This window comes from Sediminibacterium sp., from assembly GCF_051861365.1.
Classification (GTDB): Bacteria; Bacteroidota; Bacteroidia; order Chitinophagales; family Chitinophagaceae; genus Sediminibacterium.
Genome location: NZ_JBHYCW010000011.1, coordinates 1 through 24291, shown reverse-complemented (window position 1 = coordinate 24291; position 24291 = coordinate 1). Strand labels below are relative to the sequence as shown.

The window sequence follows — 24291 nt, the reverse complement described above, 5'->3', positions numbered from 1 at the left end:
CTTGCCTACAAGTCAAAAGCTAGAAGCTAGCGGCTAGCAGCTAGTAGCTTCTAGATCACGGCTTCACTCAAAAAATCTTACTTTTGCCGCGTTATGAGCATACAGCAAGACAATCGTTTTCAGGCTATTATTTCCCATGCCAAAGAGTATGGATTCGTATTTCCGAGTAGTGAGATTTATGACGGTTTAAGTGCCGTATATGATTATGGTCCTTATGGAAGCGAATTGAAAAAGAATATCCGTGATTATTGGTGGAGAAGCATGACTCAAATGCATGATAATATCGTGGGTATTGATGCTGCCATCTTTATGCATCCTACGACATGGAAAGCCAGTGGTCACGTTGATAATTTCAGTGATCCGATGATCGATAATAAAGACAGTAAGAAAAGATACCGTGTTGATCATTTGTTGGAAGCAAAAGCAGATCAGTTAAGAGAAAGTGGACAAGCAAATGAAGCAGATACTTTATTGGCTGAAATGGATCGCTTGCTGGCAGCTGAGGATTTTACAGGATTAAAACAACTTATGAATGATCAAAAGATCGTTTGTAGTGTAAGCGGTACTGCTAACTGGACAGATATCCGCCAATTCAACCTCATGTTCTCTACGCAATTGGGCTCAGTAGCTGAAGATGCGGATACCATTTATTTACGTCCGGAAACGGCACAGGGTATTTTTGTGAATTTCTTGAATGTGCAGAAAACTGCCCGTATGAAAATACCGTTTGGTATTGCACAAACCGGTAAAGCATTTCGTAACGAGATTGTTGCCCGACAATTCATATTCCGCATGCGTGAATTCGAGCAGATGGAAATGCAGTTTTTTGTTCGTCCGGGTACACAAATGGAATGGTATAACTATTGGAAAGACGCGCGACTGAAATGGCATACCAGTTTAGGAATTCCTGCAGAAAAATATCGTTACCACGATCATGTGAAATTGGCGCACTATGCAGATGCGGCATTGGATATTGAATATGAATTCCCATTCGGATTCAAAGAAGTAGAAGGTATTCATAGTAGAACAGATTTTGACCTAAAGAGCCATCAGGAATACAGCAAAAAGAAACAACAGTATTTTGATGCGGATGTAGACCCTTCAACCGGAAAGCCTTATGGTAATTATATTCCTTATGTGGTAGAGACTTCTATCGGACTAGATCGTATGTTTTTACTGGTGTTGAGTCATGCTTACGAAGAAGAAACCATCACCAAAGAAGATGGTACTTCAGACAATAGGGTAGTGATGCGTATACCTGCTAAAATTGCACCGAATAAGTTGGCGATATTACCACTGATGAAAAAAGATGGATTGCCGGAGATTGCTAAGCAATTGTTGGACGAGTGCAAGCCCCATTTTAAATGTTTTTATGAGGAGAAAGATGCCATCGGTAAACGTTATCGCAGACAAGATGCCATCGGTACACCATTCTGTGTCACCATCGATCATCAAACAAAGGAAGATGGAACAGTAACGATTCGTCACCGCGACAGTATGAAACAAGAGAGGGTTCATTTGAGTGAAATAAAATCCATGGTTTTAACAGCTTTAACGTAATCTCTCTGCATGAAAGAATCGAATCTTAAATGGAAGATTGCACAGAAACTGGAATATAAATGGTGGCAAAAATATCTGCGGTCTAAAAATGTAGATGAATATTTAGCATACAAAAGCGACTACTGGAATACAGTTCTCAAAACTTTGTCTCCGTTTCTGACTGTTCAAGGGCAACAACAAATCATGGATGCAGGTTGTGGTCCGGCAGGTATTTTTATGGTATTGGAAGATAATCATGTAACTGCTGTTGATCCACTGTTGCATAAATATGCTGAATTACCTCATTTCAATGCGTCTAATTATCCATGGGTCAATTTTTTAAATCAACCTTTGGAAACCTTAGAACAGAAAGAAACATTTGATATCATCTTTTGCATGAACGCTATTAATCATGTCAATGATATCGAACGTTGTTATGATCGTTTAGTAGCCGCTTTAAAGCCGGGAGGTGTAATGGTTATTTCTGTGGATTGTCATCGCAGTAATATTCTCAAAAAAATATTCCAACTTTTGCCCGGTGACATGTTACATCCCGTTCAATTGAATCTTACAGAGTACAATCAAAAACTTACCAAAAGAGGAATGCAGGTATTGCATGAGGTACTTTATAAAAGAGAGCTGATCTTTGATTATTTTATAACTGTAGCGATCAAGAATCATCCATAATCAATAGAACTAGCCGTACAACTCCAGATGAATATCTTTTTTATCATATCCTAAAGCAATAATGCGCTGCTTGGCTTCGTCGATCATGTTTTTCCAGCCGCAGAGGTAAAAGTAAGCAGGTGTTTTTTGGATACGAAGTAAGTCTTCATATACACCATGTACATAACCTTTATATGCACCTTCCTGAACTGACTCTTCACGTGAGAAAACGGGGTGATAGTAAAAGCCCGGTTCATCTTTTTCTAATTGTTTCAATTCTGGCCCATACAAACAGTCACCATCTTTGCGACAACCAAAAATGATATGGATATTTTGATGTGGGATTTTATGCTGATGTATATGGTGTGCCATAGAGCGGAAAGGTGCAATACCGGTTCCGGTACATATTAAAAACAGATCTTTGTCCAAATGTTCCGGTAAAGTAAATACACCCTGAGGTCCACGAAGGGTTAATTCTGTGCCTACTTGTACCTCTTTGAATAAATAATTGGTGCCGGCCCCATCTTCCAATAAAACAATAACCAGTTCAATGATATTGGTTCCATCAGGCGCAGAGGCAATGGAATAACTGCGCCAGCGCTTGTTCTTTTTCTCATGAATAGGAAGATCAAGCGTAATGAATTGTCCGGGTTTGAAATCAAAAGAACTCAGTTCCGGAATTTCAATCCAAAAGCGACGAGTTGACTCGGTCGCATCTTCTATTTTGATCACCTTACCGGTGCGCCATGGTTCCAGCATGGGAATGGTTTTACACAATATAAGATAATTTGTTCTAAGAACTCCTACGGAGAAAATGTGGCAATTAGAAAATTGTACAATTTGAAAATGAGATAATTTGAAAATTTGAAAATGGGATAGGGTAAGAGGTATTTGATTTATTGAAGAATGCCATTATTGTCAAATTTTCAAATTGCCATCCGCCTCAGGCGGATCAAATTAAAAAAGGCGCAGTATTTGGTTACTGCGCCTTTTATATTCAAGAAGATCATTTTATTTAGGATCCAATGCTCTTTTGATTTTTTCTGCAAGATCCTGTAAATGGATCTTACTCATTTTGTCAGGATTGGTAGCAGCAGCTGCAACCACTTGTGAACGCAACTGAGTCAATTGTGCACGGGCAATACTGTATACATCACTACGGCTGTTTGCACCTGATGCATAAGGATTGTTGAATCCGCCACCACCAAATGTAACGGTGATGGTAGTTGTTGGAGGATTCAAAAGTGAATTCAGTTTGTCGACATAGCTTTTCTGCAACATTCTGCGATAGTTATCGATCGCTTTGTTGGATTTCAGTTCGCTGAACAAGTCAGACTGAAGATCATTCATCATTTCCAATGCACTGTAGGCTTTATCTGCACCAAAACGATCAGCGCAATATTGCATACGGTTCAATCTGTCAAGTGTCAGCAATCCGGCCAATGCGCCTTCCTGAGCTGAAGCCAATGGATCAGCAGTACCGGGAGGATTGATCTTGTTCCAGATCTTTTTATCAATCAACCATGTTGGCGTTTGGAACACCTGACGATTCAGATAACCCAAAGCATCACGCTGCATAGATTTTGGAGTTACTTCATATACCGGCTCATCCTGCTCAGCTACTTTGAAGGTTTCATAAACGCCACCAATGTTACGGCTAACATGACCAATATAACGACGATACTGTCCTAATAACTGTCCGTACATAGTTGCAATATTGGTATTCAGATCACCTTCTTCTTTGGTCCACTCAGGTAAACCAGCCAATAATCGCTGTAAGTTTTTGATACCATAATCACTTGCTTTCACAGCATTATCACTCAGGTCTTCGCTCTGACTTCTAGGATCAGCTTGGTTACCTGACTCATAAGTGCCAAACCAAGTACGTGGATTGGTTTTCAGCGTTTCAGTAATTAATTGACTGCTGTTTTTCTTTACTTCTTCTTCATTGTTACCAGGAATATATCCATAACCCCAACGAATTGCCCACTGATCATAATCACCAATACGAGGATATAAACCTGCTTTGCTGATATTGTCTTCCGGTTGTGCTACATAGTTGAAACGCGCATAGTCCATGATAGAAGCAGTATGTCCATTGGCTTCTACCCAAGCTTTGTCACGCAGTTTATCAACCGGAGTTTTACTACTGCTACCCATGTTGTGACGCAAACCAAGCGTATGTCCAACTTCGTGAGAAGACACAAAGCGAATCAGATCACCCATCAGGTCATCATCAAACTTCATGCTGCGGGCACGTGGGTCTGTAGCGGCAGCTTGCACCATATACCAGTCATGTACCAGTTTCATTACGTTATGGTACCAGCCGATATGGCTTTCCAGGATCTCACCACTTCTTGGATCATGTACATTCGGACCATAAGCGTTCTCAGTAGGAGATGCGAAATAGCGGATCACAGAGAAGCGAGCATCTTCCAGACTCATGGTGGTATCGTTCTCAGGCCACTCTTTACCTAGGATAGCATTTTTGAATCCGGCTTTTTCAAAAGCTTTCTGCCAATCGTTTACACCAAGGATCAGGTGCTTTCTCCACTGCTTAGGAGTAGCAGGATCGATATAATAAATAATGGGTTTTTTGGGTTCAACAAGTTCGCCTCTTTTCCATTTTTCAACATCTTCATCTTTTGGTTCCAATCTCCAACGAACAGCGAATTCTTTATTCTCTACCTTTTGTTGATTGTCACCAAAAAGTACATAATCATCTGTGAAGAAACCTACACGCTTATCAGCAATTCTAGGAGTCATTGGTTTTTCAGGCAACAATAACATGGATGTGTTCAGTTCTATGGTTACCGCACCCGCAGCATTCGCAGCAGGGATAGAAGCACCCCCACCTTGTCCACCAAAACCTGCTGGAGCAGCTCCGGCAGCATTAAATGTTTTAACACTTCTGATCTCAGTATTGATCGGATAAGTACTGATCTTCTGAATATAAGATCTGTCCGCAGCAATCGGACCCAGTCCCAATGAACGTTTAATATTTGAATTGATGCTTACGACTTGGTTATCTCCTTTGAAATAATCAGTTACATCCAATACTACAGAGGCACTGTCTTTACCAAATGCAGCAATAGGGAAAGCAGCCGCAATGGCGTTCAAGTTAGAATTCGTAACGGCTTGATAGATATCGTCTTTAGGATCAGCAGCGTTCACCAGGGTGATGGTACGCAGGAAAACATTATTGCTCGGTCCTTTTTCAAAAGCAAGGGTTTGTTGATTCGCTACTTCTCCGCCATAAGCACCTCTTCCGTTTCCGGAAATGGCAGGTACTTTGATATAACGGGTTACAGCCAAGATCTCACGACCCAAAATATTGTTAGGTACTTCAAAGTAGTATTTGTCTTCTACTTTATGTACTGTAATCATCCCTTTCTGAGAGATGGCTTTATTGGTAATAACGTCCTTGTAAGAACGGGGTCCCTGACGTTGAGCGCCTGGAAAGCCACTAGGGGCTTGAAGATTGTTCAACTGAGGTGCACCTGCAGGTCGGGTCGTATCACGGTTCTGCGCTGACGACACGGTCGCTGCCAGCATTGCTGCTGCGATAAAATAATTTCTCATTGTTTCAGTGTAAAATGATTTTGAATAATCGTTAAAGATAGGTTGGTAAAGGAATCAACAATTTTTTTTTAGGATAGTGTTGTATGAATGGTAAAATCTTTAATTTGGGTCGGTGAAAAGGTCTTGAGGGTACTTGTATTCCTCTTATCTTGCCACCCCTGAAATAGCGGATAAATGCGGTTTTTTGCTGAATCAAATTTGTCGCTTTCAGGAAATTACCTATTTTGTAACCCCTTTCGGACTGATGAAACGGTGTTTGAGTGACTTCAAAGATTTTTCATTAGCATTGCGAGGAATTTCTTAAATCAACTGTTATTTTAAAAAACAAAAATCAATCGAATCATGGCTGAGACAAAACCAACTGCAACAGCTGCAAAAAGCACAACGTCTGTTCAACCAAAGAAGAGCAGTAATTTAGTTGCAACACTTGCCCCCCTCTTATGTATCCTGGGCGGTTATTTTATCTGGCGCGTAGTATTAGGTAGTGCAGGTAACTTTACAAATCCGGATCCTGATCCAAGCCATTGGTTCTGGCCGTCACATGCTGGTCCAAAAGGTACATTTACAAAGATGTATGAAGGTGGTATCGTAGTACCTATCCTGATTGGTACCTTCCTTACTGCTGTTACTTTCAGTATTGAAAGATTCCTGACTGTATCAAAAGCTACTGGTGCTGGTAATATCGCTGAGTTCATCCGCAAAGTACAGTTTCACTTAGCTAATAAAGAAGTAGATAAGGCGTTGGCTGAGTGCGATAAGCAAAAAGGATCTGTAGGTAATGTAATGAAAGCAGGTCTGCGTAAGTATAAAGAAATGATCACCAATACTGAATTGGCTACAGAGCAGAAAGTATTGAATATCCAAAAAGAAATCGAAGAAGCTACTGCATTGGAATTACCAATGTTGGAGAAGAACCTCGTGTTCTTGTCTACCATCGCTTCTGTAGCAACCCTACTGGGTCTGTTCGGTACCGTATTGGGTATGATCCGTTCATTCTCTAAATTAGGTGATGAAGGTGGTGGAGAAGCTGCTCGTGAACTGTCTCAAGGTATCTCTGAGGCCTTGTATAATACAGCACTGGGTATCGGTACTTCTGCTATCGCGATCGTGATGTATAACGTATTTACTACACGTATCGATGGTATCACTTATGGTATCGATGAGTCTGGATTCACTTTAACTCAAAGCTTTGCTGCTAACTACAAATAATCGTTGATTGTTTGTATGGAAAATCAAATGTTTTGAATCTAATTAGTGAATGCATATAAATAATTAACAATGGGAAGAGCCAAATTACCTCGTAAAAGTACCAATATCGACATGACAGCCATGTGCGATGTGGCCTTTCTCCTGTTGTCGTTCTTTATCTTAACTACAAAGTTCAAACCGGCTGAAGCTATTGCGGTAACCACACCTAACTCTGTGGCCGCCAAAGTAGCTCCCGATAAGGACATTGTAATGATTACGATCGACAAGGATGGTAAGGTATTTATTACGATGGATGATGAACAAAAGAAAGAAGCGGTATGTACCTATCTGAATACCAACCTGAATCTCAACATGAATGTTGCAGCGTTTAAAAAGGCGGGTTTCTATGGTGCTCCGTTCAGCAGTATGGCCTCTTTTCTCTCTTTACCCGAGGAACAGCGTAAAGGTGATAAGCTCCCCGGAATTCCTGTGTTGGATTCAACCGACAATCAGATGAATGTTTGGATGAGAGCTATCAAAGATGCTTACCTGGGTTCTAAGATGAACCTGCTGGTGAAAGGCGATAATGCTGCCAAGTACCCTGCATTCAAAGCCGTTATCGACGCTTTCAAGAAAAATGATGAACTGAAGTTTCAGATGATCACCAATCCTGAGAGTGTACCGGCCGGTACCGAACTGTGGAAGAAAACCATGGCAGGTGAAAAAAGAGAAGAATAAGCACTGTTGAAACAGTAAACAAAATACTCACGAAAACTAAATTCTACCGTTATGGCAGAAATGGATACCTCGAGTAGCGGGGGCCACAAAAAAGGCCCCGGGGTCAAAAAAGGGAAGAAACTTTCAACCCGTGTTGACTTGACGCCCATGGTAGACCTGGGCTTCCTACTCATCACATTCTTTATCTTCACCACAACGATGAGTCAACCTACGGCTATGAAGCTCTTTTTGCCAAAAGATGCGGATAATCCGGAGGATCAGAATAAGGCAAAAGAATCAGGTGTTATCACCCTTCTGTTAGGAAAAGACAATAATGTTTTCTACTACGAAGGTCAGTTGGCACCCGATGGTTCTAATTTCAAATCATCTACTTTCAAGGAAATTCGTACCGTACTGCTCGAGAAAAAAGCACGTACTAATGAGAAAGACCTAGTGGTAGTATTGAAGCCTTCATCTGAAAGCACTTATAAAAATGTGGTGGATATTCTGGATGAAATGACCATCAATGTATTAAAGCGTTATGCGCTTGTGGATATTTCACCTGTTGAAGAGCAATTGGTTAAATTATCAGATGCTGCCGGTGCAGCTTCTGCTTCCAACTAATTGGATTTTCAGTTGTGGAAAAAACCACACAATGAATCATACTATTTAAAGACCTAACAATGGACGTAAATAAAATTTTAACCGCGGATATCCTTGATATCGTTTTCGAGGGTAGAAACAAAGAGTACGGCGCGTACCAACTCCGCAGAACCTACAACAAGCGTATCACTTACGCAATCATAGGTACTGTATTGGTGTGTCTGCTTTTCCTCGTAGGTTCATTGGTTGCTAATTCCGGCGACAAGAACAAGACACAGATCTTCGTTGAAGATGTGAGCTTGGAAGATGTTAAGCAGGAAGATAAAAAACCCGAACCTCCACCTCCGCCTCCACCTCCTAAACAGGAGCCACCTAAAGTGGAGATCACTAAATTCACCCCTCCCAAAATTGTGAAGGATGAAGAAGTGAAGCCTGAAGAAGAGATCAAGGAAGTGGAAAAACTGGAAGATACCAAGATCGGTACCATCAATCAGGAAGGTATCAAAGATGAAGGTATCGTTGCCCCTCCGGTAGAAGTAAAAGGTACCGGTGTGGTAGAAGCTCCCAAACAAGAAGAAGATTACGATAAGGTATTTACTGTGGTACAAATCCCTGCAGAATTCCCCGGTGGGTTACCTGCTTGGACCAAATACCTCGAGCGTAACCTGAACAGAGATCTTCCTGTTGAAAATGGAGCACCCCCAGGTAAATACACAGTGATCGTTTCATTCATCGTGGATAAAACGGGTGGTATCAGTGAAGTAAAAGCTGAGAATGATCCTGGATACGGAACCAAAGACGAAGCAGTACGCGTTATCAAAAGAGGGCCCAACTGGAAACCTGCCGTTCAAAACGGACGTAACGTAATCTATCGTCACAAACAAAGTATCACATTCATGGTATCAGAAGAGTAATCTTTTGACTGATAATTTTTCAAAAGCCATCTGCAATTGCGGGTGGCTTTTTTTTGTAGTGAGTAGTCAGTAGTGAGTGTGAATGGTCAATTGTGAATTGTCAATAATTTATATTCTATTCGTAGCATATCATTCACCATTCACAATTGACAATTCACAAACATCTTCTCCACTCACTACTGACTATTCACTGTCCACTTCTCACCTTTCACTTATGGAATTTCTTTCCGCGCGTATCTCATTAATAAACCTAACGCCATGGAAAAGAAATTCACTTCGCGAAATGATATCCTGGATATTCTCTTCGCCAATCGTAACAAAGCTTATGGTGCTTATGAATTGCGCATAAAATATAACAAACGCATGAAACTAGCACTATCATTGATGTTTGTGGTTTGTCTGCTTTTCACAGTAGGCTCCATTCTTGCAAAAAATAAAACCGATAAGAATGACATTATGTATGTGGGACCGGAAATTGAATTGAGTAAAGTAGAAGAACCACCTGTTGAAGAAGTGAAACCTCCAGAACCCGAAATTGAAAAACCGAACGTAGCACAAGAAGTATTAACTGCTCCTAGAATAGTCGAAGATGAATTGGTGAAAGAGGATGATGTGATGTTAGAAGTAAAGGATTATGATGCTGTAAAAATTGGATTGGAAAAAATGGAAGGAGCAGAAGATATTGGGGTTGTTGTGCCTCCAGTTGAAAAAACAACGGATGTCGTAAAACTGAAAGAATCCAATGCAGATGTTTATACCAAAGACTTTATTCCTGTTCAAATACCTGCAGAGTTTCCCGGAGGTCTACAGGGTTGGACCCGCTACCTGGAAAAAAATTTAAACAGTGATATTCCGATAGAAAACGGAGCTCCTCCAAGTCAATACACCGTGATCGTAACATTTATTGTAGACAAAGATGGGAAAGTGAGTGATGTAAAAGCAGAGAATGATCCCGGTTATGGTACCAAGGAAGAAGCCATACGAGTGATCAAAAAAGGCCCTAATTGGATACCCGCCAACCAAAATGGCAAACTCGTAGTGTATAGACATAAGCAGGCGATTACGTTTAGAGTGACGGAGCAGTGAGCATAAATCAAAAGTAAAAAGTCAAAAATCAAAAAGCAGAGCCATTTTATTGGTGATGTATTCCATTTTTTGACTTTTTACTTTTGAATTTTACCTTCTCATCCATCCTATCTTTGCCAAAACTCTACACATGTCCATACACCTGTCAGGCTGGGATGATACGATTATTGCATTGGCTACGCCACAGGGTATTGGTGCGATTGGTGTGATCAGGGTGAGTGGAAAAAATACCTTTTCGATTCTGAATGCATTATTTCCTTCCAAAGATTTGTCTGCACAAGCTTCACATACTTTACAGGTAGGTTATTTGAAAGATGGGGATCAGGTATTAGATGAAGTGGTACTCGCGCTCTTTAAAGGTCCGAAATCCTACACAGGCGAAGATGTGATCGAGATCAGTTGTCATGGTTCACCTTTTATTCAGGAGCAGGTGATTGGGGCCATAACAAAACGAGGAGCGAGATTGGCTAAGCCCGGTGAATTTACACAACGTGCTTTCCTCAATGGTAAACTGGATCTGGCACAAGCAGAATCCGTAGCGGATTTGATTGCCAGCAATACAGAAGCCAGCAGAAAAACGGCACTGAATAATATGCGTGGTGGATTTTCTTCTGATCTCAAACAGTTGCGAGAACAATTGATTCGCTTTTCAGCGATGATTGAATTGGAACTGGATTTTTCTCAGGAAGATGTAGAGTTTGCAGACAGAAAAGAATTGAAAGCGCTCATCGCCGAACTACATCATTCTACACAACAACTCATTCGCTCATTCTCATTAGGGAATGTGATACGAAATGGCGTGCAAGTAGCTATTATTGGCAAACCCAATGCAGGGAAATCTACTTTGCTCAATGCATTACTCAATGAAAACAGAGCCATTGTTAGTGATATTGCAGGTACCACCAGAGATACCATTGAGGAGGTCATCAATATCAATGGTATTCTGTTTCGTTTGGTGGATACTGCAGGTATCAGAGAACATACAACAGATGAAATAGAACAAATTGGTGTAGAGAAAAGTCTGGAGAAAATGAATGCTTCAGATATTGTATTGTATCTCTTTGACATCAATAGTACTGCTGTGAAAGAACTACAGGCATTTGAACAAAACCTTAAGGATAAACACATTCAATATTTGCTGGTAGCCAATAAAATTGATACAGCTGATACTGGAAAGGTGAATGCCATCACCCATATCCCATCAGCCATACTCATCTCTGCAAAATCTATGACGGGAATTGATATTCTCAAACAAGCACTCACGCAAAAAGCCATTAGTGGTGATGTGAATACCGAAGCAACAATTGTCACCAATGCACGCCATCATGATGCTTTGTTGAAACTATCCCAATCGCTCGAAGAAGCGCAATCCGGAATTGATAGCCAAATACCCGGTGACCTGCTGGCCTTGGATATCCGTCAATGTTTACATTATCTCGGTCTCATTACGGGAGAGATTACCAATGAGGATCAGTTGGATTTTATATTTAGTAAGTTTTGTATCGGAAAGTAGCCAGTGCACGATTGGTGCACGTTCTGTGCACTTTACCTTCTATATCAACGGATTATAGTTGCCTTTCTTTGCCTTTTCCTGCCTTTAGTAGCCCATTAGTTGTGCCTATTTCGGTTACTACTCATTATTTGTAACAGATTTGGGAAGTGAGGGGGAAATTATGGGTAACAATGATACAGTATGATACGCAATGATTAGCAAAAAGCTAGGAATTGGTCTATAAATATTGTTATTTTATCGTATATTACAATATGTAGTAAGTAAAATGGAAAAGAAAATTCAAATACCAGCAGTTCACGACAAAGATCTTCGGGCAATTCTCGACAGATTTGGCATCAGTGAATTGATTGACAAAGGGGAGGTATGCTGTTATAATTGTAAAAAACAAATTACGTGGACGAACTTATTTGCCTTTAAAATTATTAACGAGTCTGCAATAATTTTTTGCGATGAACCGGATTGTATAGATAAATCTACTAACTAACTTATGGATAAAATTGTTGAACAGTTTTTAAGGTATGGGTTATTGCCCGCATGCCTATTAATCATCTTATTTCTCATAGTTCAAGAACCAGATCGTGCTGTTAAAATTAAAGCACTTTTGACAAGACCTTTTTTTGTTCTTCTGAGATGGTTTTCTAAAAGTCATATTGAATCAAAAGTAGCATCAAACGTTAATGAATTTCTTACGTCAAGTATATTCTCACAATTGTCGACTTCTGATAAGTATAAAGTTAAAGTGAAATGGGTAGAAAATCCAACTGATCCAATTTTATCAGAAAATGGCACATTGATATTAAGGCTAAAAGAAGAAGATGATCAAACACGAAATATCTTATCTGCAGTTCATACTGCCTTACCGCATGTATTATGCCCCTTAATAAGGAAAAACATTAACTCCACTTGTACTAGTTCTATCGATTTGACAATCCTTAAAAAATTATCCGATAAGTTGGGGACGCATGGTAAGGTATCATTTAAAAAATATTTTTTAGATCCACAAACCGAAGTTGATTCTCAAATTAGTTCCCTGATCCTTAAACTTCAGAGGCTAGATGAAAATGGTTTTTTAGTTCCAATTTTTTTGAATGAGCTTGACGGTCTTAGCCATTTTCTTTATTCGAATAATGATGTCTCTGATTACTCGGAACAAGTACTTTCATTTTTGGAGTATTTGTTAACTATAGTTGATAGAGAAAGAGGATCAGAAATTCAACTTGAATATTTAATACCACCGTTTAAGGTCAGTACTATTTTGTTGGCTAAAGCTCAGCGTGCTGATACTCAAGGGTTGAAACCATATCTCAAAAGATTAAAAACCAACTTGGATAAGGGTAGCGAAAGTATTTATATTATTTCCTACTATCCTGCTTTTCATTTCTTTGATAGATTACTCAAAGCATTAAACAATCATGATCACGTGTTTGTAAAAAAAGTAATTAGGACTTCGTATGAAAATGCAAATTTTAGAAATAAAAATGAATTAAAAATTGCATTTGTGGCTCGAAATGATGTGTATGCTGATGCTCTTTTTGAAGAAAAATTAAATGAATATGGACTTAAAGAGGGAGTTAAAGTAAAGGGAGTAATTGAGGACATATCTACAAATGAGTGTATGGTTAATGTACTTGGGATGACTGGATACATTACTAAGCAAGAATGCTCTTGGATTAAGGTCTCGAACTGCAAGGAAATTCTTGAGATAGGGAAAGAGTTCGATTTCTTGATAAAGAAAATCGATAAAGGTTCAAACCTTATTTATTTGACTTTGAAACATCCTGAAAATAATCCATGGAATAAAATTGACCTTCCTAAAGAGAATGATATTATTGAAGTTTTTATAAATTCTAAATGCATGTTGCATTTCAATTGTATTTATAAAGATATTTTAGAGGTTTATATTCCTATGGCGGAAGCATCTTGGTTTTTTTTAACAGATAATCAAGTAGCAGAATTTGTCGGAAAGAAGATAAGTGTAAAAGTAATAGCAGTAGATAATGTAAACCAAATGATTCAATGTAGTATAAGGCAACTTGAGAATAATCCTTGGCCTATAATCCATCAAAGTTTAAAAGTTGGTATGTCATTCTCTGGAAAAGTAACTGCAATTACGCCAAATTATGTTCAAGTTCAATTGCCAAACAATTACATAGGGACACTGCCGAAAGAATCTCTTGACCAAGCTGGTCACGAGTATAAAAATTTTCAAGATAATATGTTAGTGGGACAGGCTCTTGATGTATATGTGTCTAAGGTTTTTATAGACAGACAAAGAATACGGTTAGATTTATCACGTAATAGAAAGGGGTGAGGTCTAATCTCAAGACTAATAAGATAAACTATACCCAGCCTCTAGCAACTTCTCTAACTGTTTAATAAAACATAACACGGCATCCCTCTCTCTTGCATCATCATAGATAGTATTAGGTCGAGTAAGAGCAACCTCCAATAGATTATGCAAGTGCATTCTAGCCTCAACTAGTTTTACATCCTCAAAAAACTGTTTAATAACAGATGACGGGTCTTTCTTTTCTTCCTCAGTGAGGAGTATAAGCTGATTATAAAATTCAGGATGCAATTCAAAATTGTGCATGGTTAATATGTTTTGCTTGCACTATCACATAAGGTTGCGAACCGCCAAAAAATAGTAGGAAGGTGTGCATAAAAACACACAAACACCATGAGTAGCAACATGCATGTCGAAAGAATTTGCAGGTTCTGTAATAGCAAATTCATCGCTAGGACAACAAAAACACAATATTGCTCACATAATTGTAGTAGGAAAGCCTATAAGTATGTAGCAAGGCAAGAAAAAATTGAGATCGCTAAAGTTGAGGCTACTATTACAGGAAAGATAAGAACTAAGGTAAATTTCCCTGAGCTGGCAGGAAAAGAGTTACTTACTATAATGGAAGCAAGTGCTTTACTAAACATCACTCATTTAACTCTGAGGAGATGGATAAAGGAGAAACGTATCGTTTCTTCACGAATAGGAAAGAAGCATTTAATTAAGCGGCAGCATTTGGATGCGTTGATTCAGTGAACTAAATATGTAGAAACTCATCGATTTACTCAATAAGTGAAGCACATCTAACCCAGCAAGTGTCACACATTTATCTGGCGAAGGAGTACATAGTGTTGTCAGCTTGATTTTTCGAGGTTTGTATATCACCCTTAATATTGTGTTTACTACAATTATTACGAATACCACGGGTATTACGATTGTATAGATTCGACAATCGATACAGGAGCCTAGACTAAACGTATCTAGTCTAAAGGTGAATGACAGCTATAACAATCAAGATTTTGGTGTATTTCCTTTATTAGTGGAGAACACCTAACCCTGCTAAATTGAGTGTGTTTTGTGGCTTAGGTTTATATAGGTATTTAAACAAGGTTTATTGTGTTTTTCTTTCTTCATGTATATATCTCATCAGTCAAGAGTGGGATCAGCGATTAAAGCGTATTAAAATCGATTTTAAACACTCCTTTCTTATCTCATCATTAAATACATCACATTATAGTGATTGTAGTATTCGTAACATTCCTAATAAACGGAAAAATCAGGGTATTTTCTATGATAGAAAGTACCTTTTTAAATTTTTCGAAATGAAAGCCCGCATAAATAGCGGGTACTGTTGGCAGTTTCAGTTACTAATCGGAAGGTTAGTATATCAATTAGTAACTAAAACCGTTAAAAATATGAAAATTCACCTCAGAAAACGAGTAGGCAGATTATCCCTCGAGAATCAGAAGAAAGGAAAGAAACAAATGGCAAGCCTTTATTTGGCATATAATCTTCGCCCCGGTGCAAAAATTCAATACGAATGGTTGAATCTGCAAATATTCGTTTCGCCAAAATCAAATATTGAGAAAGATCATAACAAGCAAACCATGAGTTTGGCTGAAAATATTAGAGCCAAACGAATCATTGATCAGCAAACAACAAGCCATGGATTTACTAGTAGCGTAAAGGGTAAAATTAGTTTTCTTGACTATTTTAAAAAGCTAGCAGACAGAAAGCGTGAGGATTCAAACGGCAACTATGGCAATTGGCAAAGCGTTTACGAACATCTTAAAACTTACTCTAAAGGGAAAGATTATTCGCTCGATCAAATCGATGATAATTTCCTCGAAGGATTTAAGCAATACTTACAGGGAAATGTAGTCAGACGAGGCGAAGGAAAATTGGAAGCTAACTCTGCACTTTCATACTATAATAAAGTCAAAGCTGCACTAAAAGAAGCTTTTATGAATAAAATGATTAAAGAGAATCCGAGTAGTCGGGTTAAGAGTTTAAAAGCGGGGAATACTCATCGTCAATTTCTGACTTTAGAAGAGCTGCAAGCTTTAGCTGTTACGGAGTGTGAAAATGATTTACTTAAAAAGGCTTTTCTATTCAGTACATTAACAGGATTAAGATGGAGTGATGTAAAAGCGTTGTGTTGGGATAAAATTCGACACGCAGAAAATGGAGGTTGGAGTCTTGAGTATATACAGAAGAAAACAAAAGGGGCTGAGATATTACCATTGTCGGATCAAGCTGTAAAAATTTTAGGTGAGAAGCAGGATGCCAACACACCCATATTCAAAGAGTTATCTTATCACACACATATGAATAAGCAGCTTCAGGATTGGATAGTTGAAGCAGGCATAACAAAGAAAATCACTTTCCATTGCGCTAGGCACACATTTGCTACACTTCAGCTTTCTATGGATACTGACATATATACTGTAAGTAAATTACTAGGTCACAAGCATTTAAAGACAACTGAGATATATGCAAAGGTTATCGACAAGAAAAAAATTGAAGCAGCAAGTAAAATTGACTTAGCTATTAACTTCTAAAAATTGAATTTCTTACTATGGCTTGGCAATTTTGCCAAGTCATTTTTTTTGTTTACTTTAGAAATACTATACACTAAAGTACATCTTAAAGGCACTATTATAGCCACATTGGGCACACATTAGCCAACTTATAGTACACCGTATAGCCGTTATCAAGTCGGGTTGATGAGCTTCCCGTCAGTTACAGATTAACTGAAGAGTACCTTCAGGAAACTAGATTCTTTCTCTAATAGTTACAAGGCGTTTCTGCCTTGTGAAAATCGAACAATCGTTAACATTTAAAGTTCTTTGACATCATGGATGAGTTATTACGTGAGTTGAAAGAGATAAAGGCTCTACTCGCATCTCAAAAGAACGTTCTTACAATGGATGAGTTCTGCTTTTATGCAGGAATTTCTAAACATCAAGCGTATCATTTAACGTCTGAAAATAAAATCAAATTTTATAGACCACATGGAAAGCTGATCTATTTTGATATAGAAGATGTTAAGGAGTTCCTTTTGCAGAATCCTATTGAAGCACAAAACACAATTAATAAATTAGCAAACAAATTTAACAAGTATTAAAATGAGTATAACAGCTAAAAGAAGCAATAAAGAAAGTGTATTGCTTCAATCAAATGGTGGCTTTGATTTTTATAAGTTTGTAATTCCGGAACTCGAATTAGCAAATGATTATAATTGTAAGCCGACATATAACCCTTTTTATAAGGATACTAAACCTGGATTGAGTGTATATTTTAACCCAGATACTGAAAGATGGATGTTCAATGATTTTGGTAATGAAGATTTCAAAGGTGATGTCTTTTCTTTCGCTGCTAATTATTATGAGCTTGACGTAAAGAAAAATTTCTTTGAGATCCTTAAGCTGATGGCAAACGATTTAGAACTTGAGTTCAATGAAAAAAGAACTGATTCTAATGTCATAAATATTTTTGGATTTAAACTTCAGTATAAAGGTAAAGATGGTTATGCAGATTCATATCGTTATTTTAAACAGTTTGGTATAACAGAATCAGTACTGCGTCAATATAAAGTAAAAGCAATCGAAAGCTGTGACTATATAACAAAGGATGGTGATCAACGAACACGTTTTTTTAAGGAACTGGCTATCGCTTACGAAGATGTATACTTTTCAAAAATATATACCCCACATCCCAAAGGATTCTTTTATGTGGGTTCAAAAGAAAAGGATTTTGTTTTCGGATTTAAACAGGTATTTGCACGCGCTCATAAAGCAAAAGCATTTCCTGATACCCTTATTCTTACAGGAGGCGAGAAGGATGTATTAACGCTCACTAGCTTAGGATATGATGCTATATCCTTAAATAGTGAAACTGCAGCTGTTCCTAAGCATTTAACTGCTGATTTATTCAATGCGTATAAAAATATCGTTATCATGTATGATAACGATGTAACAGGAAAACGCAGATCGGAAAATATTCATAAAGAGCTATGCAAAAGCTTTAAAACTTCAATTTGCAACTTGCCTGAAGTTATAGCAGGCTATCCTGTAAAAGATGTTTCCGATTACATGAAAGTTAAATTACCAGTAGGTGAGTTACATCAGCTGATAAAAGATTCAGTTCTTAGAGTAGATGAAATTAAATCTGATGTAGTAAGCGAAATTATAACAGATGTCGTTCATTTTAAACAAGAAGTACCTGTTTTGCCAGACTGGTTATACGCTGGTTTGCCACAATTCTTAAAGGGCGTGTCTCTTCAATTTTCTGATCCGATTGAACGTGATTTGATTTTGTTGTCGACTCTTGGTGTTACCAGCTCTTTGTTTCCTAATGTAAGGGGTTATTATGGACATGGAAAGGTTGCTGCAAATTTATATGTATTTATATCTGCCCCAGCTTCTGCGGGTAAAGGTTTAATGAAGTATGCTAAAAGGTTAGGTAGTAAAATTAATCAATATTTGAAAGTTGCCTTTAGAAAAGAGTATAGCAAGTACTTAGCTGATAAAGCTTATTATGAGGCTAATGTCAAGGGTAATCCTGATTTGGAAAAGCCTGTTGAACCAGAGCAGAAAGCATTGTTTATTCCAGCTAATACATCAATATCTAAGATGATTCAATTATTGTGTACAAATGAAAATTTCGGAATAATCTTTGAAACCGAGGGTGATGCTTTGGCTGAAGCATTGCAAACTGATTGGGGTAACTTTAGCACTGTACTGCGCAAAGCGACACATCATGAAACTGTTTCAATGGCTCGAAGACAGAATAATGAAATGATCGAAGTCGAGAATCCTTGCCTTTCAACAGTGCTTAGTGGAACACCAGATCAAATTCAAAGGTTAGTACAGAGTATTGAAAATGGTCTTACCAGTCGATTTTGTTTTTACGATTTCAAAAGTGATATAGTATGGAAGGATCAGTTTGCTATCCCCAATTCCAATCGTGAACTTTTCTTTGATGCAGCTTCAGATTATATGCTCGAACTGTGGGAGAAACAACTTCAAAGTACAGAAACAATTATCAGAATGCCCGAAGAGCAAACCGAGCGAATAAATGTATTCTTTTCTGAAAAGCTTAAAGCGCTGCATTTAGATCACGGAGATGATATTGTAGCAAGTATTCGCAGACATGGATTGATATTTTATCGTATTGCTATGCTGCTAACTATATTCAGACATCTTGAAGACAATGAATGGTTACCAGAAGTTCTATATGTAAGTAAAAAAGAAGTTGACGCCGCTCTAGTAATTACAGAAACGTTACTGATTCATTTAGTTTCTGTATTTAAGCGTTTAGAAGGCTCAGTATTACTTTCTAAGTTGAATTCGAGACAACGTGGTTTATTTGAAGCTCTACCAGAAGCGTTTAGTAAAAAGCAATACACTGAAATCCGAAAGGTGCAAGGTATTAAGGATGATGCCGCTGAAAAGTATATTGGTGACTTTATTAAACACGGAGCTATCAATCGCGTTGATCAAGGGCAATATAGAAAAGTAGCATAAAGCGTATTACGAATATTACGTTTATTACACTAGCACAATTTAAAAGCCCCTGTGGTTTCACAGGGGCTTTTTTGTGTTCAGATTTTATTTATACTAAGTTTTTTGTATACTTTTATAAAGTCTCGTCAATGTTGATCAAAAACTTTTTTATGCAAATTGACTTAAATAATCCTATTGAGTTTACACTAGAGAATGTTCGAAAACTTATAGCATCGGAGGACGATTCTGTACACACGCAGTTTCGTGTCACTACTGAGGGAATTTTATTTTTATCAAAGTTTGTTGGTAATAGAAATTTAGAAGGAATTCTTTTCAGACTTGAAACAAATGGAGCACATAATGGATATGTAGGTGAAGAGGCTGCTAAGAATGACGAATGGGTTACTCGTGTATTTGAAGCAATTAAAAATAATTATCCAAATCCAATAGGGAGATATATTGATGATTTTTAACTGTATAAAGGAATTGAGAATAAAACTACAATGTCACATCCACGAGCGTCTTCAAATCAGACCCAAGGGCGTCAGCAATAACATATAAAGTTGAAACAGTAGGGTTGTTTTCGCCCCTTTCAATCCGACCGATTTGGGACAGGGGTATATCAGCCTCGTTAGCAAGTTCTTCTTGCGACATTTCAGCTTTTTTGCGTAGTTCCCTGATTCGGTTGCCAATAGCAACTGCCAACTTCTTGTTTTTTACATTAATCACCTGTCCAAAAGTTGGGTATAAGCAAATGATAAACAGACGCATATATGCGTTATTTTTGAAATACTGTGATAAAACAGATAGTATTTCATGGAACTGGCTACTTACACGGAACTGATTAAGCAACTACCCTACAAGGATCAGGCTTTTGAAACCAAAAGAAAGATTTGGGAGCCGTATGGGGATGAAGAGCCATTTATTGACTTTTATAAGAATACTCTTTCGAATCAAGAAACGATCACATTTTCTAGGGGCGAACTTTTTTCTATAACTAAAGAAGATCCGTGCAAAGCAATTTTTGCAATCATATTATGGGGTTATCCTAAGGGGTATACCCTTGGTTTCAATATGGCTACTCTATTTCCGCAGTTTCTAGAGCAGGTTAATTTTTTATCTGAGTACTTATCTATTAAAATGACCATTACATCAGACGAATTGAAGTATGTGCTCGCTAAGTGTAATGGAGTAGGATTGAGTACACTTAGTAAACTATTGTATTTCTTTAATATCCTGATGGGGGAGAATAGGTGTTTGATAATGGATGCAAGAATTATACGCGTCCTCAATAAAACACAGTTCACAGAGTTGAGTTCATTATGGGGCATTAATGAGCAAAATAGTAAGCACCGTTATACAGGTTATTTAGAAGTGTGTGCTCAATTGTCCAAGAAGCACGGGTATAAACCTGACCAATTAGAATTGTTTCTGTTCATGTTTGGAAATAATTTAAAAAAGTAGTTGTCGAGGTAAGCAATCAGCAGAACTTTCAGCAAAAAAGTATATGAAAAAATTACTAGTTACATTTTTACTAATTGTATGTTTCTCTTCTTGTGATTCATTGGACGATAGGACTAGTGTTGCAAAAGAGGCTGTCAAAGAAATATATAATAATCCAAAAAGGTTTCCGGCTCATATGGTTGGCTTTCAAAAAACGGATGGCGAAAATTTTGAAAGTAAAATAATTTTCGAGCCTGGAGTTCATCAGCTATACAAATTATTCTACACTGCCGAATATGAAGTAGATGTCGATGGTTTTACTATGGAAAATAAAAAAAATGCATCAACTTATCCTACAATATTTAATGAAAGAAATAAAGGATTAGACCATGATGAAAATGGAAATTTTATATATCAGAATTTTGGATATAGCATTAAAAGAGACATAAAAAAAGGAGATCGATTTTATATCAAAAGCTACGTTATACTTCGAAAAAAAGAGAATACTTGGGAATACATTCCTGAGTAATGACTATTAATTTCTATAGTTACCAATTGAATTACAACGAAATCGAACCATTTCGCTGCTGGCTGTATAGTATTCTGAAATTTTTTCTTGCGACCAGTTATTCTTTTTGACCCATAAAATTGAAGGTTTAGTTAATTGTAAACAAGCCCCCAAAAATTTGGCTTCGGCTTCCTGTTTTTTATTATAATAATGTAAATTATATAGCATACATACCCTTCCTATCTCTTCTGGTATCACATGACCAAGTATAATATGTGCCAGTTCATGCATCAAATTACTTTGTTGTCTATATAATGAATGATTTGAGTTATGAATAATTATTCTTTCACCATCCTCATTTGGCATCCAAAGAGCATTAAATTTAGCAGGGTCATTCATGATTGTATAAGCCGGGTGATTTCTATTTCCATCAAAGGCTTCATCAACAGTAAAAATCGGAATATCTAGATGTTGTGCTAATTCAAAAGCACTTAAGGGCTTAAACTTCGAAATACCTAATTCCTCTCTATATTGGATAGAGAGATTTTCAGCTTTAGTTTTAAAGCCCCATTCAAAAACTGTATTATTTCTTGGCACTCTTTTTTAATTTGCCGAATGCCATATCTACCATTGCAACCATTGCATTGATTGAATCTGCATCTAATTCTTGGCTTGATCTAAGCTGATATACTAATTTATCTTTTTCAGTTATTTCTTTCTGAACTGTATCTTTTGAGGTAACAAATTCATCAGTTGACACTCTTAACCATTTGCATAATCTTATAAAGGTTTCGACATCCGGCAAATTGCCTTGTTCGATTCTAGATAAAGTTGCAGCACTTATAATTTTATGCCCAGTCTCTTGATTTATTTCATCCGCCGTCTCTCTTAAGCCTTTTTTCCCCCGTTTTGATTTAATCATACTCGCTAACAACTCAGAATTGAGTGTGGAATTCATGTGGAAAAGTTTTATATGTGAAATAGTGTTGCGTATGTGAAACAATTGCATAAATTTGACATGCGGTACAATGTTGCATTAATTAAACAAAGTTAACAAAGGAGGTCCAAATGTCAAAAGGTAAAAATCAGCATGTTACTAAACATGGGGATAACTGGCAAGTGAAAGGAGCCGGTAATGAAAGAGCAACAAAAGTTGTGAATACTCAAAAAGAGGCTATAAAGATTGGAAGGGAGATAGCCACCAATCAGCAGTCTGAGTTGGTAATCCACGGTCGTAATGGACAAATACGCGATAAGGATAGTTATGGTCATGACCCACGAAATATTAAAGGCTAACCTAAATCATCCGGGTAAGAGTGGTGAGATTTTATAACAATAAATTCTATTTATGAATCTGAAATTATACTCCAGTTTAGATAGAGTGAGGGTTTCAGGTAAAAACCTATCAATAGAAGCATCGGGAAAGCATGTAAGAGCTTTCATTATAACCGTTGGCTTTATGTTGTTAGCGTTGGTGCTTGTTCCTTTATTCATGGCAAACAATAACAATTAATTACTAACTAAAACTCATCACATGAGCAAGTTTACAATTCTCAAGGGAAGTAATGGTGACTATTACTTCAATTTAAAGGCAGGAAACGGGGAGAGGGTTTTGGCAAGTGAAGGATATACTTATAAGTCCTCTTGCGAGAATGGAATCACTTCCGTAAAAGAAAACGCTACTAATGATAGCCGTTACGAAAAGAAGACATCGTATAATAACAAGTACTATTTTGTTCTGAAAGCCGCAAATGGCCAAGTAATCGGAACAAGTGAGATGTACGAAACGTCTTCTGGTCGAGACAACGGTATTGCAGTAGTTAAGCGTGAAGCACCTTCGGCAATAGTTGAAGACTTAACTTAAAAAATGGATGGGTGAGTTAACAACTCACCCTTTTTTTCACTCTAAATTGAATTAACATGTTTGATTTCAGCAATGAAAAAGTAGATATTAAATGCGATTGTGGTAAAAAACATTTCGTTACGTTAAAGCAAGTAGTGAATCGGTCATTAGTAAAATGCTCTTGTGGGGTAAGTATACAACTTGAAGATGAAGGTGGTTCTGTAAAGAGAAGTGTTAAAGAACTAAACGCCGCAATGGAAAAACTTGATGATTCCTTAAAATTTTGATCTATTATAATTGCTTAATAGCTTCATTCTTTAATAAAAATATATGCCAACATTTATTGTTAGAGTTCAACTGACAAAAGAAAGTACAGCACACTATACCTTACTTAGAGACCGACTTTTAGCAATTGGATTTACTAAAAGAATCAAATCAAAAGATGGTATAGAATATAGGTTGCCAAATGGAAATTACTTAATCATATCAGATAAGGATATTGACACCATTTTCAATGCGGTACAAAAAGTAGCGCTCACTGTAGACAAATCCCCCATGATTTTAGTAACTGAAGCAAAGGAAAAAGGTAATAGTTGGTCAGGGCTGCAACGATGTTGATTAATTACTATTCTATCACTAATTTCTCTGAAACCCAATAAAAACGGGCTAAGTCATTTTCTGTATCGCCACACGATTTTATAAGTAAAACTATTTATACGGATTGATAATCAATAAGGGCAGTTATTGGAGCAATAATCACTTTTGTCAAGAATGGATTTCACTTTCTGGGATAAAACTTGAGTATTATCTTTAATTGTTGTGTAGGCTCCCCCAAAAAGTTGTCCATTCTTGGTTAGAGTTAACGGGAAAAAGCTTGTTAATTTTAAACTTTGAA

26 protein-coding genes are annotated in these 24291 nt (G+C 37.5%); 20 read left to right on the top strand and 6 right to left on the bottom strand.

The window, feature by feature from the left end; genetic code table 11:
- Window positions 1-93: 93 nt before the first annotated feature.
- Both ACTIEV_RS06820 and ACTIEV_RS06815 read left to right on the top strand, forming a co-directional pair.
- On the top strand, window positions 94-1560 hold the full coding sequence (locus ACTIEV_RS06820) for a glycine--tRNA ligase (protein WP_322197010.1): 1467 nt from the start codon (window positions 94-96) through the stop codon (window positions 1558-1560).
- Window positions 1561-1569: 9 nt separating this feature from the next.
- Entirely contained in the window at window positions 1570-2226 is a 657-nt protein-coding gene (locus ACTIEV_RS06815) for a class I SAM-dependent methyltransferase (protein WP_322197009.1), read from the top strand.
- A 9-nt stretch (window positions 2227-2235) separates the two neighbouring features.
- On the opposite strand, the gene ACTIEV_RS06810 is transcribed toward ACTIEV_RS06815, so the two are convergent.
- Both ACTIEV_RS06810 and ACTIEV_RS06805 read right to left on the bottom strand, forming a co-directional pair.
- A complete protein-coding gene (locus ACTIEV_RS06810) occupies window positions 2236-2964 on the bottom strand; it encodes a ferredoxin--NADP reductase (RefSeq protein ID WP_322197008.1) in 729 nt (242 codons plus the stop codon).
- A 252-nt stretch (window positions 2965-3216) separates the two neighbouring features.
- Entirely contained in the window at window positions 3217-5787 is a 2571-nt protein-coding gene (locus ACTIEV_RS06805; protein ID WP_322197007.1) for a zinc-dependent metalloprotease, read from the bottom strand.
- A 342-nt stretch (window positions 5788-6129) separates the two neighbouring features.
- Between ACTIEV_RS06805 and ACTIEV_RS06800 the strand changes: the two genes are divergently transcribed.
- From ACTIEV_RS06800 to ACTIEV_RS06770, 7 genes are all read left to right on the top strand, one after another.
- On the top strand, window positions 6130-6996 hold the full coding sequence (locus ACTIEV_RS06800; RefSeq protein ID WP_322197006.1) for a MotA/TolQ/ExbB proton channel family protein: 867 nt from the start codon (window positions 6130-6132) through the stop codon (window positions 6994-6996).
- A 69-nt stretch (window positions 6997-7065) separates the two neighbouring features.
- Entirely contained in the window at window positions 7066-7713 is a 648-nt protein-coding gene (locus ACTIEV_RS06795; protein WP_250686527.1) for an ExbD/TolR family protein, read from the top strand.
- A gap of 51 nt (window positions 7714-7764) precedes the next feature.
- On the top strand, window positions 7765-8316 hold the full coding sequence (locus ACTIEV_RS06790) for an ExbD/TolR family protein (protein WP_322197005.1): 552 nt from the start codon (window positions 7765-7767) through the stop codon (window positions 8314-8316).
- Between the two features lie 59 nt (window positions 8317-8375).
- Entirely contained in the window at window positions 8376-9209 is an 834-nt protein-coding gene (locus tag ACTIEV_RS06785) for an energy transducer TonB (RefSeq protein WP_322197004.1), read from the top strand.
- Window positions 9210-9467: 258 nt separating this feature from the next.
- Window positions 9468-10295: an energy transducer TonB gene (locus ACTIEV_RS06780; protein ID WP_322197003.1), complete on the top strand. Its 828-nt coding sequence runs from the start codon at window positions 9468-9470 to the stop codon at window positions 10293-10295.
- A 130-nt stretch (window positions 10296-10425) separates the two neighbouring features.
- A complete protein-coding gene (mnmE, locus tag ACTIEV_RS06775; RefSeq protein ID WP_439516280.1) occupies window positions 10426-11808 on the top strand; it encodes a tRNA uridine-5-carboxymethylaminomethyl(34) synthesis GTPase MnmE in 1383 nt (460 codons plus the stop codon).
- Window positions 11809-12295: 487 nt separating this feature from the next.
- Entirely contained in the window at window positions 12296-14119 is a 1824-nt protein-coding gene (locus tag ACTIEV_RS06770; protein WP_439516279.1) for a S1 RNA-binding domain-containing protein, read from the top strand.
- A 15-nt stretch (window positions 14120-14134) separates the two neighbouring features.
- On the opposite strand, the gene ACTIEV_RS06765 is transcribed toward ACTIEV_RS06770, so the two are convergent.
- Window positions 14135-14401 (bottom strand): hypothetical protein, encoded by a 267-nt coding sequence (locus ACTIEV_RS06765; protein ID WP_439516278.1) that lies wholly within the window; start codon window positions 14399-14401, stop codon window positions 14135-14137.
- 87 nt (window positions 14402-14488) lie between these two features.
- On the opposite strand from ACTIEV_RS06765, the gene ACTIEV_RS06760 reads away from it, so the two are divergent.
- From ACTIEV_RS06760 to ACTIEV_RS06740, 5 genes are all read left to right on the top strand, one after another.
- Window positions 14489-14851: a helix-turn-helix domain-containing protein gene (locus ACTIEV_RS06760; protein ID WP_439516277.1), complete on the top strand. Its 363-nt coding sequence runs from the start codon at window positions 14489-14491 to the stop codon at window positions 14849-14851.
- 659 nt (window positions 14852-15510) lie between these two features.
- On the top strand, window positions 15511-16656 hold the full coding sequence (locus ACTIEV_RS06755; protein WP_439516276.1) for a site-specific integrase: 1146 nt from the start codon (window positions 15511-15513) through the stop codon (window positions 16654-16656).
- 296 nt (window positions 16657-16952) lie between these two features.
- Entirely contained in the window at window positions 16953-17222 is a 270-nt protein-coding gene (locus ACTIEV_RS06750; protein ID WP_439516275.1) for a helix-turn-helix domain-containing protein, read from the top strand.
- Window position 17223: 1 nt separating this feature from the next.
- Window positions 17224-19623: a DUF3987 domain-containing protein gene (locus ACTIEV_RS06745; RefSeq protein WP_439516274.1), complete on the top strand. Its 2400-nt coding sequence runs from the start codon at window positions 17224-17226 to the stop codon at window positions 19621-19623.
- 149 nt (window positions 19624-19772) lie between these two features.
- On the top strand, window positions 19773-20075 hold the full coding sequence (locus tag ACTIEV_RS06740; protein ID WP_439516273.1) for a hypothetical protein: 303 nt from the start codon (window positions 19773-19775) through the stop codon (window positions 20073-20075).
- A 25-nt stretch (window positions 20076-20100) separates the two neighbouring features.
- Here ACTIEV_RS06740 and ACTIEV_RS06735 read toward each other — a convergent pair whose 3' ends face one another.
- Entirely contained in the window at window positions 20101-20373 is a 273-nt protein-coding gene (locus tag ACTIEV_RS06735; RefSeq protein ID WP_439516272.1) for a helix-turn-helix domain-containing protein, read from the bottom strand.
- 45 nt (window positions 20374-20418) lie between these two features.
- On the opposite strand from ACTIEV_RS06735, the gene ACTIEV_RS06730 reads away from it, so the two are divergent.
- A complete protein-coding gene (locus ACTIEV_RS06730; protein WP_439516271.1) occupies window positions 20419-21066 on the top strand; it encodes a hypothetical protein in 648 nt (215 codons plus the stop codon).
- Window positions 21067-21109: 43 nt separating this feature from the next.
- The gene (locus ACTIEV_RS06725) at window positions 21110-21574 is read left to right on the top strand and encodes a hypothetical protein (protein ID WP_439516270.1); all 465 of its coding nucleotides are present in this window, start codon (window positions 21110-21112) and stop codon (window positions 21572-21574) included.
- A gap of 6 nt (window positions 21575-21580) precedes the next feature.
- Here the strand turns inward: ACTIEV_RS06725 and ACTIEV_RS06720 are convergent, their stop codons facing one another.
- Both ACTIEV_RS06720 and ACTIEV_RS06715 read right to left on the bottom strand, forming a co-directional pair.
- Window positions 21581-22150, bottom strand: a complete 570-nt coding sequence (locus ACTIEV_RS06720; RefSeq protein WP_439516269.1) for an ImmA/IrrE family metallo-endopeptidase — start codon at window positions 22148-22150, stop codon at window positions 21581-21583.
- Window positions 22137-22511 (bottom strand): helix-turn-helix domain-containing protein, encoded by a 375-nt coding sequence (locus tag ACTIEV_RS06715; RefSeq protein WP_439516268.1) that lies wholly within the window; start codon window positions 22509-22511, stop codon window positions 22137-22139. The genes ACTIEV_RS06720 and ACTIEV_RS06715 overlap by 14 nt, the downstream gene beginning before the upstream one ends.
- A gap of 110 nt (window positions 22512-22621) precedes the next feature.
- Between ACTIEV_RS06715 and ACTIEV_RS06710 the strand changes: the two genes are divergently transcribed.
- The 4 genes from ACTIEV_RS06710 to ACTIEV_RS06695 all read left to right on the top strand — a co-directional run bounded on the left by ACTIEV_RS06710 (window position 22622) and on the right by ACTIEV_RS06695 (window position 24014).
- On the top strand, window positions 22622-22849 hold the full coding sequence (locus ACTIEV_RS06710) for a DUF2188 domain-containing protein (protein WP_439516267.1): 228 nt from the start codon (window positions 22622-22624) through the stop codon (window positions 22847-22849).
- 238 nt (window positions 22850-23087) lie between these two features.
- Window positions 23088-23417, top strand: a complete 330-nt coding sequence (locus tag ACTIEV_RS06705; RefSeq protein WP_439516266.1) for a YegP family protein — start codon at window positions 23088-23090, stop codon at window positions 23415-23417.
- Window positions 23418-23473: 56 nt separating this feature from the next.
- Window positions 23474-23683, top strand: coding sequence for a hypothetical protein (locus ACTIEV_RS06700; RefSeq protein WP_439516265.1), 210 nt, complete (start codon window positions 23474-23476; stop codon window positions 23681-23683).
- A gap of 43 nt (window positions 23684-23726) precedes the next feature.
- The gene (locus ACTIEV_RS06695; RefSeq protein WP_439516264.1) at window positions 23727-24014 is read left to right on the top strand and encodes a hypothetical protein; all 288 of its coding nucleotides are present in this window, start codon (window positions 23727-23729) and stop codon (window positions 24012-24014) included.
- Window positions 24015-24291 lie beyond the last annotated feature (277 nt).